Origin of the sequence: Alteromonas sp. BL110 (assembly GCF_003443615.1) — a bacterium.
Lineage (GTDB): Bacteria > Pseudomonadota > Gammaproteobacteria > Enterobacterales > Alteromonadaceae > Alteromonas.
Genome location: NZ_CP031967.1, coordinates 1,715,099 through 1,730,054, shown reverse-complemented (window position 1 = coordinate 1,730,054; position 14,956 = coordinate 1,715,099). Strand labels below are relative to the sequence as shown.

General features: G+C 43.7%; 13 protein-coding genes. 4 read left to right on the top strand and 9 right to left on the bottom strand.

The window, feature by feature from the left end; translation table 11 throughout:
* Nucleotides 1–113: 113 nt before the first annotated feature.
* Nucleotides 114–722, top strand: a complete 609-nt coding sequence (locus D1814_RS07530) for a DNA-3-methyladenine glycosylase I (RefSeq protein ID WP_118491018.1) — start codon at nucleotides 114–116, stop codon at nucleotides 720–722.
* A 125-nt stretch (nucleotides 723–847) separates the two neighbouring features.
* Here the strand turns inward: D1814_RS07530 and D1814_RS07525 are convergent, their stop codons facing one another.
* From D1814_RS07525 to D1814_RS07510, 4 genes are all read right to left on the bottom strand, one after another.
* Nucleotides 848–1,309, bottom strand: coding sequence for a DUF2489 domain-containing protein (locus D1814_RS07525; protein ID WP_118491016.1), 462 nt, complete (start codon nucleotides 1,307–1,309; stop codon nucleotides 848–850).
* A gap of 18 nt (nucleotides 1,310–1,327) precedes the next feature.
* Nucleotides 1,328–1,834 (bottom strand): Der GTPase-activating protein YihI, encoded by a 507-nt coding sequence (gene yihI, locus D1814_RS07520; RefSeq protein ID WP_118491014.1) that lies wholly within the window; start codon nucleotides 1,832–1,834, stop codon nucleotides 1,328–1,330.
* A gap of 126 nt (nucleotides 1,835–1,960) precedes the next feature.
* A complete protein-coding gene (locus D1814_RS07515; protein WP_118491012.1) occupies nucleotides 1,961–2,608 on the bottom strand; it encodes a class I SAM-dependent methyltransferase in 648 nt (215 codons plus the stop codon).
* A gap of 353 nt (nucleotides 2,609–2,961) precedes the next feature.
* On the bottom strand, nucleotides 2,962–3,585 hold the full coding sequence (locus D1814_RS07510) for a c-type cytochrome (RefSeq protein ID WP_118491010.1): 624 nt from the start codon (nucleotides 3,583–3,585) through the stop codon (nucleotides 2,962–2,964).
* A 174-nt stretch (nucleotides 3,586–3,759) separates the two neighbouring features.
* On the opposite strand from D1814_RS07510, the gene yihA reads away from it, so the two are divergent.
* Nucleotides 3,760–4,395: a ribosome biogenesis GTP-binding protein YihA/YsxC gene (gene yihA / locus D1814_RS07505; protein WP_118491008.1), complete on the top strand. Its 636-nt coding sequence runs from the start codon at nucleotides 3,760–3,762 to the stop codon at nucleotides 4,393–4,395.
* Between the two features lie 414 nt (nucleotides 4,396–4,809).
* Here the strand turns inward: yihA and polA are convergent, their stop codons facing one another.
* Nucleotides 4,810–7,599, bottom strand: a complete 2,790-nt coding sequence (gene polA, locus D1814_RS07500) for a DNA polymerase I (protein WP_118491006.1) — start codon at nucleotides 7,597–7,599, stop codon at nucleotides 4,810–4,812.
* A gap of 421 nt (nucleotides 7,600–8,020) precedes the next feature.
* On the opposite strand from polA, the gene elbB reads away from it, so the two are divergent.
* Nucleotides 8,021–8,674, top strand: coding sequence for an isoprenoid biosynthesis glyoxalase ElbB (elbB, locus tag D1814_RS07495; protein WP_118491004.1), 654 nt, complete (start codon nucleotides 8,021–8,023; stop codon nucleotides 8,672–8,674).
* Between the two features lie 255 nt (nucleotides 8,675–8,929).
* The gene (locus D1814_RS07490) at nucleotides 8,930–10,381 is read left to right on the top strand and encodes a TrkH family potassium uptake protein (RefSeq protein WP_118491002.1); all 1,452 of its coding nucleotides are present in this window, start codon (nucleotides 8,930–8,932) and stop codon (nucleotides 10,379–10,381) included.
* A gap of 138 nt (nucleotides 10,382–10,519) precedes the next feature.
* On the opposite strand, the gene trkA is transcribed toward D1814_RS07490, so the two are convergent.
* The 4 genes from trkA to def all read right to left on the bottom strand — a co-directional run bounded on the left by trkA (nucleotide 10,520) and on the right by def (nucleotide 14,753).
* Nucleotides 10,520–11,899, bottom strand: coding sequence for a Trk system potassium transporter TrkA (gene trkA, locus D1814_RS07485; protein WP_118491000.1), 1,380 nt, complete (start codon nucleotides 11,897–11,899; stop codon nucleotides 10,520–10,522).
* 63 nt (nucleotides 11,900–11,962) lie between these two features.
* On the bottom strand, nucleotides 11,963–13,282 hold the full coding sequence (gene rsmB, locus D1814_RS07480; RefSeq protein ID WP_118490998.1) for a 16S rRNA (cytosine(967)-C(5))-methyltransferase RsmB: 1,320 nt from the start codon (nucleotides 13,280–13,282) through the stop codon (nucleotides 11,963–11,965).
* Between the two features lie 2 nt (nucleotides 13,283–13,284).
* A complete protein-coding gene (gene fmt / locus D1814_RS07475) occupies nucleotides 13,285–14,235 on the bottom strand; it encodes a methionyl-tRNA formyltransferase (protein WP_118490996.1) in 951 nt (316 codons plus the stop codon).
* 8 nt (nucleotides 14,236–14,243) lie between these two features.
* On the bottom strand, nucleotides 14,244–14,753 hold the full coding sequence (gene def, locus D1814_RS07470; protein WP_118490994.1) for a peptide deformylase: 510 nt from the start codon (nucleotides 14,751–14,753) through the stop codon (nucleotides 14,244–14,246).
* Nucleotides 14,754–14,956: the final 203 nt, after the last annotated feature.

Sequence of the window (14,956 nt, the reverse complement as noted above, 5' to 3'; positions counted from 1 at the left end):
TTAAGGTGGGATAGTATACAATTTGTGAGGCATAGTATGTAGGTGTAAAGGGTGAAAAAACGTCACGAATAAAGGCAATATGCCACTTCACAACAAGGATTTAATCTTTAGCCATGACCAATCAAATAAAAACAGAACAAAATATGCCATTACACCGATGTGGTTGGGTGAGCAATGACCCTGTTTATCTGGCTTATCATGACAACGAATGGGGCGTACCTGAGCTAGATAGCCGAGCTCTGTTTGCTAAATTATGCCTAGATGGTCAGCAAGCAGGTTTATCTTGGTTAACAATCCTCAAAAAACAACAGAATTTCGAGCGGGCATTTCACCAGTTCAACCCGGAAAAAATAATAAAGATGGATGCCTCTGACGTCGAAAGGCTTATGCAAGATAGTGGCATTATTAGAAATAAATTAAAAATAGAGTCTGTGATTAAAAACGCGAAAGGATACCTGGCCATAGAAGAAACTCGGCCGTTTAGCGAGTTTATTTGGCAATTCACTGGCGGACGTACTGTAATAAATGCATGGGATAACTTTAAGCAAGCACCCACCTCTACGGACGCGTCGAAAGCCATGTCAAAAGCATTAAAAAAGCACGGTTTTAATTTTGTTGGTGAAACGATTTGCTACGCATTTATGCAGGCAGTGGGAATGATTAATGATCACGAAGTAGGGTGTCACTGTTATCAGCGTACCTGTGACCTAGCAGTAAAGTGATATAGAAAGCGACATAAAACGCGGATATAGAAAGTAAGCTAGAGAAAAAAGACCGAGCACCTAATGATAATCGGTCTTTTTTATACAATGCCAAATGATTTTGTTTTACGCCGTAGCACTACCTTCTATTGAGCGCTTACCAGAGTTTCACAGTATGCTTTAAGCGGTGGTAATTCATCTAATACCTTAGACTCGTATTCAGATTCAATTTGCTCTCGTGCGATATCCTGTTTTCTTCGCTCACTTTTGGGAAGTTGTTGTCTTGCTTCTAAAATCGCGAAGCCACTGACTTCGGTGAAAAGTGCATGAACTTGCGGATACTGCGCTTTAAAATCAGGTGGCGACTTAATAGGAAGGGCGTTAAGCAAGTTAACGATGCGAATGACACCTTCAGATAGGTCACACTGCTGTTGCTCCATTGCCTTAGCAATCACTATGATGCTATCAGTAATATTAGCAATGCGAGATTGTCTTGCCGCTTCCTGTCGAGCTTTCTGCTGCTTTAGCATAAACAACAGTTTACCCGCGTAAAAGCCAAGCCCAATAATTGTTAGTAGCGCAATGCCTGAAAGTACTGCCCAAAGCATAACGTTTTCCCGTATCTATTAATGCTTAAAGTCGTCGATGTTAATAGCGTCTAAGTCGTTGAATGGATCCATATCGTCATCTTCATCATCGTCTTCCACTATACCTAACAGATCACAAAGAATGCGGTGACGTGCCATTTTTTCGTCTACGTATGCTTGTTGCTCGCGAGTAAGCGGCTTGTCATCATCAAGCTTATCGAGTAAATCTGTTAAGCGTTGATCTGCTTCTAGGGCTGCCAGCTCTTGGGCTGGAGTAGCGTACTTTTTCTTTTGAGCAGGGGTTGATGTTACTGCTGTTTTTACAAGCTGAACGGGCTTCTTACTGCCGTGACGAGGATCTTTATTCTCAGCACTCTTTTTACCAGTTACTTTTTTCTGTTCAACATTGTGGCGGCTACCAGCAGGCTTACCCTTGTGCTTTTTAGGGCGAGGCGAGTCTGATTTGCGGTTTTCGCTAGGTTTAAAGTCAGGGTCTTTACGAACGCCGATTTGACCGACTTTACGTGATTTCTTTGAACGTGCCATAATTTCCAAATAACAAAGAGAGTGAAAAAACAACGCTATTATAGCGCGAATTAGTGTCTACGTATTGATCTTTGGGTGTGTGGTTAAAAATCAATACGCCATATAGTTAGTGATAGATAATCTACTTCAGCGCTTCTTCATTAGCACCACGTCATTTGCTGGAAAACTAACATCATAGCCATCTCGTTGTGCCAAATACTGAAAGGTTGCTTCGCTGAAAAAGCTAACGTGGGTGACGTCGTTTTTATAGTGCCAATTTGCAAACCTGGCTTTATCAAGTACGCGCTTAGTCATGATGGCAAGAACGCCACCAGAAGCTACAAGTTTGTTAAATAGCGCCCATTCCATATGTGGCGCGTGAAAGTGTTCGATAGCCTCAGTACAAGTTACAATGTCGTAGCGTTTCTCTAGTGCCTTTAATGTGGGGGCATAGAAAGGATCGTATGTACTCATATTCACCCCATCTTCTGATAGCATGCTCGCTAGAACAGGCGCTGGGCCACAGCCAAAGTCTAATCCAGATAGCGCTTTTGCGTTAGTCGCTTTTATAAGAGGTGAAAGTGGCGTTAAAACTTTTCCTAAAAACTTTCGATAACCTTCATCTTCGAAACTATTTTCGTGGAGGTCATATTCCTGTTTTTCGATTTCTTTTGACGGTAGAAATTCAGGAGAAACATAAACAAGGTCGCATTGACTACACTGAAGGTATTCCCGCTTTTTATCAGTGTGGTAGTGAGACGATGTATTAGCGCTTTGACATAAAGGACAAGACATAAAAGGCGGATATTAATAAAGGGACTAAAAAAGAAAAAGGCGATGGTTTTCACCATCACCTTACATTGTATGAGTGTCAGATGACACCTCTCCCGTTATACACATCTATGTGTAGCTGGCTTCCCTAGCTGTGCTCCCCTTATTTTTATTTTTAGCAGAGCTGTATTGTTGTTTTTGGCCCTCGTGGCTCTTTATCCCGTCTTCCATGTTGCATTTTTATTATTATTCTTGTTATTTAGTTTGTAAATTTTCAAAGGCACCTACAAACTACGCCGTTAGATTACACGAATAATTTTAAAATACAACTTTTCTGGTAACAAAATTTTAACAACAGTGTGTAAAAACGGTAAGGCTTAGTGTAAGCCTGCGATATAGTTAGATAAAATTTCGATATCTTCGTCGGTTAATTTCATCGCAATATCACGCATCATACCATTCATATCGTTGTGACGTTGACCAGAACGGAAAGCTTTTAACTGAGATGCAGTGTAGGTAGCATGCTGTCCGCTGATGTCAGGGAAGCCTGCTAGTGCCATACCGTTACCTTTAGGTCCATGGCAAGCGATACATGCTGTTACGCCTCGTGACTCGTCACCACCTTGATAAAGTGCGCGTCCAGCTTCTACATATTGTTCTGGCGTTTCGCCCGCTTTAGGCTCTTGGCTTGAGAAATAAGCAGCTAAGTCTTTCATGTCTTGCTCTGATAGTGGAGCAGCCATACCGTTCATCACAGCATTGTTACGTCCTTCCTCGCCACCTGTTTGAGAGGCAAGCTTAAATTCGGTTAATTGCTTAACAATGTACTTCTCATGCTGGCCAGCAAGTTTCGGGTTCATGTCAATCATGCTGTTGCCATCAGGGCCATGACAGGCTGCACATACTGCAGATTTCGCTTTACCTGCCTCGGCGTCGCCTTCTGCTATAGCAGTTGCGCTCAAACCCAAAGACATACACACCAACAAACACAGTTTTTTCATAATAAATCTCTTAAATGGATCCAACGGCTCGCGTGATATACGTGATATCATGCGTATTTTACACATTTAACGCGTCAGAAAAACCTATTCCATGATAAAACTATGGTTTTTAGCTGGTTTATTCATTAAAAAACTGTAAACCGAAGGTTGAGACGCATGTGGAGGTAAGTCTAGATGTCGTATTACACCAAAGCAAAATTCTTTACGAGTGCACCTGACATTCGTCATTTAAAGAATGACAGCGGAATTGAAGTTGCATTTGCGGGTCGCTCAAATGCGGGCAAGTCGAGTGCGCTTAACACATTAACCCGTCAAAGAAACTTAGCGAGAACCAGTAAAACACCAGGTCGTACTCAATTAATCAATGTATTTGAATTAGAGGAAGACTTGCGCCTTGTCGATTTGCCGGGTTACGGATTTGCTAAAGTCCCGGTTGCGATGAAAAAGAAGTGGCAAGCGTCATTAGGTGAATACCTTCAAAAGCGTAAGTCGCTAAAAGGTTTAGTGGTACTAATGGATATTCGTCATCCTTTTAAGGATTTAGACCAAGACCTCATTCATTGGGCAGTGGCGTCCAATATCCCTGTACTCGCTCTTCTTACGAAAGCCGATAAATTGAAAAGCGGAAAGCGCAAAGCACAACTATTAATGGCCCGTGAAGCTGCTATGGCATTTATGGGTGATGTAACGGTACAAACCTTTTCGTCATTAAATAAACATGGTTTACCAGAGCTTGAGCGTATCTTAGATTCGTGGTTCGGGTTAGGCAAACCGGTCGATGAAGACACAGCTGATAGCGAAGTCCAATAAAGTAAACGAAGAATTTCACTTTTTCTGACTTCATGTATTTGGTTGGGCGGCTCGATGCGCCAGAAAAAAGAACGCCTCGCATAGAGCGAGGCGTAAACTGAGAGAAAACACATAAAAACCGTAGATATAGAGTAGTAGTAATCAAAGAAGTTCAGAAAAAATAGAAAGAAAAGTTATTTAAATGGTTATGTGTCTGATATTTAAAAGCTATTTATTTTCTACAGACATAAAAAAACCCCGACAAAACTGTCGGGGTTAAAGCAAAGGTTTGAAAACAGCTTTCTCACCTCTGTACCCTACATGTGTAATATTACAACAAAGCACAGAAAAGGCAAGGGCGTTATGTAATTAAATTACCAAATTTAATGAAAATAAACGCGCTTTTAATGTCAAAACTGTAATCTAATTACCAAACTAGTGAGCTTCATCCCAGTTTTCGCCCACTCCCGCCTCAACAACCAGCGGTACATTAAGCGTAGCTGCGCTTTCCATAAGTGCAGTAATAGTAGCGACATAGGTATCAACCTTGTCTTCTTTTATTTCGAAAACCAGCTCATCATGCACTTGCATCATCATGGTTACATCGTCAGATGCATTTTTCCTGATCCAGTCGTCAACTTTAATCATGGCCATTTTAATAATATCAGCCGCCGTGCCCTGCATTGGCGCATTGATAGCCGCGCGTTCTGCGCCTTTTCGGCGTGCGCCATTACTTGCTTTAATATCAGGCAAATAAAGCCTGCGTCCAAATACGGTTTCTACATAACCCTTTTCTTTTGCACTCTCACGAGTTGAGTCCATGTACTCAAGCACACCAGGATAGCGTTCAAAGTAAAGGTCCATATATTTTTGCGCTTCGTTACGCCCAATATTAAGTTGCTTAGACAATCCAAACGCACTCATACCATAAATTAATCCGAAGTTTATTGCCTTTGCACTGCGGCGTTGCTCGGTTGTTACCTCATCAAGTGGTACACCAAAAACTTCAGCAGCCGTTGCTTTATGGATATCTTTACCATGAGCAAAGGCATCGAGTAGGCCTTTATCGCCAGAAAGGTGCGCCATAATACGCAGCTCAATTTGAGAGTAGTCAGCTGCGACAAACTTATTTCCTTCTCTTGGTACAAATGCCTGACGTACGCGACGACCCTCTTCATTTCGAATAGGAATGTTTTGTAAATTAGGATCGGTTGAAGAGAGGCGTCCCGTGGCTGTTACCGCTTGGTGATAAGAGGTATGCACCCGACCAGTACGATGATTGATCATCTTAGGAAGTTTATCTGTGTAGGTGTTCTTAAGCTTAGTTAAGCCGCGGTATTCCATGATCTTTTGAGGCAACGAATACTCAAGAGCAAGTTCTTGCAGCACATCCTCAGAAGTAGAAGGCGCGCCTTTTGGCGTTTTCTTAATAATTGGCAGCGACATTTTTTCAAATAGGACATGCTGAAGCTGTTTGGTTGAGCCTAAGTTAAATGGCTCACCGGCTTCTTCATGCACTTCACTTTCAAGCTCGGTAATACGACTAGCAAGATCTTGGCTTTGTTGACTAAGCCTTTGGCTATCAATAAGTACACCTTCTTGTTCCATGCGAGAAAGTACGCACGCAAGAGGAACTTCAACGTCTATCAACAAGTTTTTAAGTTCCGGTATGTCTTTTAACTTAGTCCAAATAGCATTATGTAAACGAAGCGTAATATCAGCATCTTCTGCTGCATAAGGGCCTGCTTCTTCTAAGTCAATTTGATTAAAGGTAAGCTGTTTTGCACCTTTGCCAGCAATTTCTTCAAAATGAATGGTTTTATGACCAAGGTAGGCCAGGGCTAGCGAGTCCATATCATGGCGCTGGGCGGTACTGTTCAGTACATAGCTTTCAAGCATGGTGTCAAAGCCAATGCCGTTCAAGGTTATGTCATAGTTCGCTAATACATTTTTGTCGTACTTAATATGCTGGCCCACTTTGATAATCTTGTCTGATTCCAAAATTGGCTTTAATGCATCTAGTACGAACTCGCGCGATAGTTGTTCCGGTGCGCCTGGGTAATCATGGGCTACAGGTACGTAGGCCGCTTCACCTTCTTCTATACAAAATGAAACGCCAACTAATTCAGCATCCATGTAGTTAAGGCTAGTGGTTTCGGTATCAAAGGCGATTAGCTCTGCCTTTTCAAGTTTAGCGAGCCAAGTGTTAAAACTCGTTTCATCAAGCACGGTTTCGTACTTTGACTTGTCGATGTCTGCCGAGGTACTTTGCTCACTTTCTTGTGCACTGCTGTTATCTTCACTGGCAGTCGTTTCACTATTTGAGCTATCACCGCCCGCCACAAGCGCACTTACTTCTGTATGCCAGCGTTTAAATTCGTACTCAGCAAATAGATCGCGAAGTTTTTCATTATCGGGCTGACAAGGCATCAAGGCTTCAACATCATAGTCTAGGTCAAGATCGATGCTAATAGTGGCTAGGGTATAGGAAAGTCGCGCTTGCTCCTCGTACTCCTGCATTTTCGCCGCCATTGATTTGCTACCTCTAAACGATAGGTCGGCAATCTTATCTAAGTTTTTATAAATATCATCGATACCGCCAATACCATTAAGTAGGGCTTGAGCACTCTTATCGCCCACACCAGGAACGCCGGGAATGTTATCTACTTTGTCGCCTTTTAGTGCAAGAAAGTCGATCACAAGCTCTGGGGGAATGCCAAACTTAGTATTTACGCCTTCAACGTCCATTACCTGGTTAGTCATGGTGTTGATCAAGGTGACATGTTCATTAACCAATTGCGCCATGTCTTTGTCGCCAGTGCTGATAAGGGTATCAATCCCTTTCTCTGTGGCATGTTTGGCTAATGTACCTATAACGTCGTCCGCTTCTACGCCCGACTCGACAATAACGGGTAAGCCCATTGCCTTAATAATAGTGTGTAGTGGTTCGATCTGGCTTCTTAGCTCATCCGGCATGGGTGGACGATTTGCTTTATATTCTTTGTAGATGTCGTCGCGAAAAGTTTTTCCTTTGGCATCAAAAATTACCGCCATATGCGTAGCGTTGTATTGTTTGATCAAGCTTTTAAGCATGTTCACAACACCATAAATGGCACCGGTATCTTGGCCTTTTGAGTTCGTTAATGGTGGTAAACCGTGGAAGGCACGAAAAAGATATGACGATCCATCGACAAGAATAAATGGGGGCTTTTTAGAATCTGGCATAGCGGGCGATTTTCCAATATACAATATGAGCGCAAGGATGCCACAGGCTAGGGCAGATCGCCATATCATGAAGGAAGATTAAACGTGACATGCGATCACTATTTACCTGTGGATAACTTTGTGATCTAAAGTTTCAGGTACAGTGATCCCGATGATCTTTGTCAAGTTAAAGATCACCTTCTAAATCAAGAAAAATAAGGGAATGAGACTAAGGTGTGAAAACAGCGTACCTGCTACTAATCATTCCATTTTATGTGGATAACTTGGTGCACGTTTATTTTTGGTTTAACCAAGTTGGTCAAGTAATGTAGCATAACCGTTAACATTGTATACACGTATTTGTAAGAACTTTTTTTGTACACTTGTGTGTTTAATAGCCAAATTTTGAATAAGTAGATGGCATAACGTCTGGGAGGACAATATGAAACAAGTAGCCGTTATTTTAAGTGGTAGTGGTGTGTTCGACGGGGCTGAATTACATGAAGCGGTATTAACGCTCTTAGCCATTGAGCAAGAAGGGGCGACTTATCAATGTTTCGCGCCAGATGTTGAGCAACTTCACGTGGTCAATCATCTAACTGGTGAAGTAGCAGAAGGTGAAACCAGAAACGTATTGGTAGAGTCGGCCCGTATAGCCCGAGGCAATATAAAGCCTATAACTGATTGTGACGTTGATGCGTTTGATACACTTATATTGCCAGGCGGCTTTGGTGCGGCGAAAAACCTGTGTACCTTTGCCGTGGACGGCGATAAATGTACTTTTAATGAAGATGTACTTGCAGTCTGTAAGGCATTTGCACAAGCTAAAAAACCTGCAGCTTATGCGTGTATTGCTCCAGCCTTAGCCGCTAAAGTGTATAGCAACAACACCAAGTTGACTATTGGTGACGATGAAGCCACGGCTTGCGGCTTGAATGCGTTAGGTGCCACTCATGTGGAGTGCCCAGTAGATGAGGTTGTGGTGGATAATGATGCAAAGCTGGTAACCACGCCTGCCTATATGCTTGCGCAAAGCGTTAGTGAAGCGAATGCGAGTATTAGCAAAATGGTCAAGACTGTTCTTGCTATGAAATAGAAAGCTTGGGGCTGGCTTTTCTATACCGAAAAGTTAAGCTTCGTTTTGTTATAATTAGCTTAATGTTGTGGGGAGACAAAGGTTTCCCCTTATTGATTATAGTCCTATAATCAAATCCCTATACGAAACACATTGAGCTCTACCTTTCTTGTTTAAGGTAACGACGTTTGTTTTTTTGAATTGAGTTCAAAAAAACATTAAAACCAGGGTACTTAAGCCCTTATGCGCGCTATAAAAATAAAGGCATAATAAACAATGCACTACCGTGCCATCATACGAATACTCGGGTTACTAATAGCGCTTTTTAGCGTAACCATGATCCCACCAGCTATTGTGTCGTTGATTTATCAAGATGGTAGCGGTCTTCCTTTCACTCTCGCCTTTATATTCTGTGTCGTTGGCGGTATGGCCTTGTGGTATCCCAATCGTCAGCAAAAAAATGACTTAAGAGCGCGAGAAGGCTTTTTAATAGTTGCGCTATTTTGGTCGGTACTGGCGAGTGTGGGGGCAATTCCGCTTATCTTGCTTGAGCAACCAAGCATGACAGTGACCGATGCTTTTTTTGAGTCCTTTTCTGGTCTGACGACCACGGGCGCCACGGTTATCGAAGGGATAGATTTTCTTCCACATTCAGTGCAGTTTTACCGCCAGCAGCTTCAGTGGTTAGGTGGTATGGGTATCATTGTACTTGCCGTTGCCATACTACCTATTCTTGGCGTTGGGGGCATGCAGCTGTATCGAGCAGAGACACCGGGCCCGGTTAAAGATAATAAGATGACACCGCGCATTGCCGATACGGCAAAGCATCTATGGTATATCTACCTAACCATAACTATTGCGTGCGCTGGTGCATATTGGCTTTCAGGTATGAATGTCTTCGACGCCATCTGCCATGCATTCTCTACAGTAGCCATTGGTGGGTTTTCTAACCATGACGCGAGTCTAGGTTACTTCAATAGCCCCATGGTAAACGTGGTTTGTACGGTCTTTTTGCTTATTGCTGCGCTGAATTTTTCACTGCACTACGCCGCGGTTAGCTCACGCTCAGTGAAAGGCTATTTTAAGGATCCTGAATTCAAAGCATTCTTTATTATTCAAGCGTCGCTAATTGCTATTTGTTTTTTAGTATTAACACTATCAGGCTACTATAGCTCCGCGGAGCAAGCCCTAGATCAGGCTATGATTCAGGCTGTGTCCATCAGCACAACGGCCGGTTTCGCTACTACTGATTTTTCTGTATGGCCTACGTTTTTGCCCATTATGCTTATTTTTTCTAGCTTTATAGGCGGTTGCGCCAGCTCCACAGGTGGTGGCTTAAAAGTAGTCCGCGTGTGTTTGTTGTTTTTACAGGGCAAGCGAGAAGTTGATAGGCTTATCCATCCTAAAGCCGTGTACAGTGTAAAGTTTGGCGACCGCGCTATGCCCGACAGAGTGGTAGAAGCTGTATGGGGTTTTTTCTCAGCTTACGCCGTGGTGTTTGTGGTAATTATGATAGGCCTAATTGCTACAGGTTTAGATAACCTTAGTGCTTTTACGGCAACGGCGGCCATGCTAAATAACTTAGGCCCGGGCTTAGGCAGTGTGGCGGCAAACTATGCCGACGTGACGGATGTCGGCAAGTGGATCCTGGTAACGGGTATGGTGTTTGGCCGATTAGAGGTTTTCTCATTACTGGTATTGTTCTCGCCTACGTTCTGGCGAAGCTAATATTTTTATGGAAGGCTTTGCTCAATCGCAAGCTTAAAAGCAAAGGGCGATATCCATCGCCCTTTGTTCTAGATGTCTATATTCGAATAACTGTACCCGGGTATCTTTGCAAAGCTCCACAAAGAGTGGGGTATAGCGCTAGCCAAAGAAGAATGCACTGGGCTGGAAAAGCTTTTCTACATCATTGATGTACTTCTTATCCACCAAGAACAAAATTACGTGGTCGTTCGCTTCTATCTTGGTATCACTGTGAGCAATAATAACCTGATCGTCGCGAACGATAGCGCCAATTGTAGTACCAGGTGGTAGCTTAATATCGCCAATTTGCCTACCAACTACTTTAGACGTGTTTTCATCGCCATGGGCAATGGCTTCGATAGCCTCTGCCGCGCCACGACGTAATGAGTAGACGTTAACAATGTCACCACGGCGCACGTGCGTAAGTAGTGCCGAAATAGTGGCTTGTTGTGGTGAAAATGCTATGTCTATCTCGCCACCCTGAACGAGATCTACGTAAGCACTTCGCTGAATAAGTACCATGGCTTTTTGCGCGCCCATACGCTTTGCCAGCATGGCCGACATAATATTCGCTTCATCGTCGTTGGTAACCGCAATAAAGGCATCGACCTGTTCGATATTTTCTTCGCTAAGCAATTCAGGATCAGACGCGTCACCACTGAAGACAATGGTTTTATCTAAGTTGGCAGATAGGTACTTTGCCCGCTCTGGGCTGTATTCAATAAGCTTAACGTTATGATTGTGCTCAAGCTTTTTCGCTAACCCTGCGCCAATTAAACCACCACCGGCTATCATAATTCGCTTGTAGCTAGACTCGAGCTTTTGAAGCTCACTCATTACTGCACGAATGTGCTTGGTGGCGGCAATAAAGAAGACTTCGTCATCTGCTTCTATAACCGTCGTTCCCAGTGGACGAATAGGGCGTCCTCGACGGTAAATGGCTGCAACTCGGGTTTCAACGTTAGGCATGTGATCTTTAAGCGCTGATAACGCGTGTCCCACCAATAAGCCACCGTAATAGGCTTTAACCGCTACCAAGCTGGCCTTGCCTTCAGCAAACTCTACCACCTGAAGGGCACCGGGATAATCGATAAGGCGTTTAATTGCCTTGGTTACCAGTTGCTCTGGGGCAATAATGTGGTCTACCGGAATGTCTTGCTGCTTATATAGCTGCTCTTGGTAAATAATGTATTGTTCTGAGCGTACGCGAGCAATTTTGGTAGGCGTTTTGAAAAGGCTATAGGCCACCTGACAGGCTAGCATGTTGCTTTCATCACTATTGGTCACGGCTATCAGCATATCAGCATCTTCCGCTCCGGCTTTGCGCAATACATCAGGGTGTGAACCCACACCTGTAACCACCTGTAAATCAAGGCGGTCTTGCAGTGCGCGTAAAATAGTGGGGTCAGAGTCAATAACGGTAATTTCGTTATTTTCACCTACTAGGTTTTCAGCAAGTGTTCCGCCCACCTGACCGGCCCCTAAAATGATGATCTTCATCGTTATTATTTTGCCTTCATATCTGTGCAGGTCATATCTATGAAACCTGCACAACTATTTAACTCAGTCTGCCGACTTTACCAGCCTCGCATAATAGAAACCATCCATTTGTTGTTCCCCTGGCGTTATCTGACGACCAGGTTTATCTATGGTTTCTGTTTTCACTACAGGCGATAAGGTGGCATTTGGCGTGTCGGCTAAAAATTGCTGTATTTGCGCCATGTTCTCTTTTGGTAAAATAGAACAGGTTGCGTAGAGCAGCGTGCCGCCTGGTTTTAATAGGCCCCAAAGCGTATCTAATATGCGGCGCTGCAGCTGTGCTAAGTTATCGATGTCGTTCGATTTTCGAAGCCAGCGAATGTCAGGGTGACGTCGAATAACGCCAGTAGCAGAGCAAGGGGCATCCAGTAATATTCTATCGAAGGGCTTTCCATCCCACCATGCATCAGGATTAGCAGCATCACCTTGCTTAATATCGACAGTGTGTTGTAGGCGTGTCATATTTTCTTCAACACGTTTTAGGCGAAAGGCATCGGCGTCCAGGGCTAACACGTACTCTGTATCCGGTGCACACTCTACAATGTGCCCTGTTTTACCACCAGGCGCAGCGCAACAATCTAAAATACGCTCATTTGCTTGTGGCTGTAAGTAGTGCGCGGCTAATTGGGCTGCGCCATCTTGCACCGCAAAGTGCCCTTTATCAAAGCCAGGCAGGGCGGTAATGTCTTCACGTTTAGTTAGAATTACTGCATCTGCGTGATTTTCGCTAAGGGTATATTCTACGCCAGCACTATCGAGCGCCTCAGTAAATGCTGCCAATGTTGTTTGCAGTTTATTAACGCGAAGCCAGATGGGGGCCATAGCGTTAGTTTCGCTACGCACTTGATTCGCATCGTCGCCATAGGCGTTTTCTATCGCTTTAAACAACCACTTGGGTAAACCGCTGTTTATAATGGCATCGTCTACTGGCTTATCGGCAAGGTTCTCTCGCTGAAAGTTGCGCAGTACCGCATTTACCAAACCTTTGAGCGCTGCTGCATTTAAATAAGACGCTGCGGCAACGGTTTCACCCACGGCAGCGTGGTTACTAACACGTGAAAAGTTAAGCTGGTATAAACCAAGAAGTATAAGGTGTTCAATAACCTTTTTATTTCCCTTTAAGGGTCTATCTAGCAAAGAGCGAAGCCAATGCTGTAAAAGGGGAAGGCGACGCATTACCCCTAACGACATTTCTTGAATCCATGCGTTATCTTTGGCGTTATGTCTGCGCTGGACGCGTTCTAAGCATTCACGCGATGACTTGCCTTGCTCTAAAATTTGATAAATAACCCACGCACAATCTGCGCGCAGGTTCTTTTGTTTGGGTAGGGGTAATGGTTTCACGTTTAGTCCGCTTGTGTCAGACAACGACCCACTTCAAACCACGTTTGGCGAGCATTGATAACGTCTGACGCTGGTAGCGCCTTTTTACCTGGAATTTGAAGTGATGTGATGCAAAGTGCATCTTGCCCTGTCGCTATGGTTATGCCTTCTTTATTAGCACTGACTATCGTACCTGGCTCGACATCTTTATCTAGTGTTACAACGGTAGCTGACCATACCTTCACATTCTGATCTTCTACCTTCATCCACGTTACCGGCCAAGGATTGAAAGCCCGAATGTTTCGCTCTATCTGGGCGGCATCGTCTGCCCAATTGATAAGGGCTTCTTCTTTAGATAGCTTTTTTGCGTAGGTGGCTTGAGAATCATCTTGTTTGGTGGGCGTATAGCTTTCAAAATTATCCACGACTTCTACTAACGCTTGCGGCCCTAATTCTGCAAGCTTTTCATACAAAGTTGCGCTGGTGTCTTCAGATGTAATAGGTAATGTGGCAATGTGCAGCATATCACCCGTATCTAAACCTTCGTCCATTTGCATTATGGTTACGCCAGTTTCAGCGTCTCCCGCCCATATAGCGCGCTGTATAGGAGCCGCGCCGCGCCACTTTGGCAAAATAGAACCGTGCACATTAATACAACCTAGTTTAGGTGCATTGAGCACAGCAGTAGGTAATATTAGGCCATAAGCAACCACCACCATTAAATCAGCGTTTAGTGAGGCTAATTCTTCCTGTGCCTCTGGCGTTTTTAACGACTGAGGCTGGTACACAGGAATGGTATTTTCTTCAGCGAGCAATTTAACTGGACTGGCTGTGAGTTTTTTACCTCGTCCGGCAGGCCTATCCGGCTGGGTGTAAACAGCAATAACCTCGTGCCTACTCTCTAGCAACGCCGACAGATGTTTAGCTGCAAAATCCGGAGTACCGGCAAAAATCACTTTTAATGGAGTTGTCACGTTATTCCTTAGGCTTTTGCGGCAAGACGCGCTTCTTTCTCAAGCTTTTTACGAATACGCTGGCGCTTAAGTGGCGATAGATAATCGATAAAAAGCTTACCTTTTAAATGGTCGAGTTCGTGTTGAATACAGATAGCTAACAGGCCCTCAGCATCCAATTCAAAAGTGTCACCGTTTTGATCTAAAGCTTTAACCGTTATTGCTTCAGCGCGCTCAACTTTGGCGTAGTTACCCGGTACAGACAAACAGCCTTCTTCGCTAATTGTGGAACCATCTTTACGAGTAATTTCAGGGTTAATAAATACGCGAGGCTCGTTTTGATCTTCCGATACGTCCATTACAACAACTTGAACGTGGCGGTTAACTTGCGTCGCTGCAAGGCCAATACCGTTCTCGTCTTTCATGGTTTCGAACATATCCGATACCAATTGTTTAATTTCGTCGTTAACCTCTTCTACGGGCTTAGCTACCGTGCGAAGACGTTCATCAGGAAAACTTAATACGTCTAAAATTGCCATTTCTCGCTTACTTCACCTTTTCGCTGTATAAATTCATATACGATCTAATTGCCAGCACGCTTTACAGTGCTTATTAAGTTACTATTCTAACGTATATCGGGTGGTTTCGTGCAGTTTTTTGCCTAAACCCTATAAGAATACGTACTTCTGCCGATATAGTGCTATTGTCTGAAAAATCAACAATAAATGACAGTGAATAATTT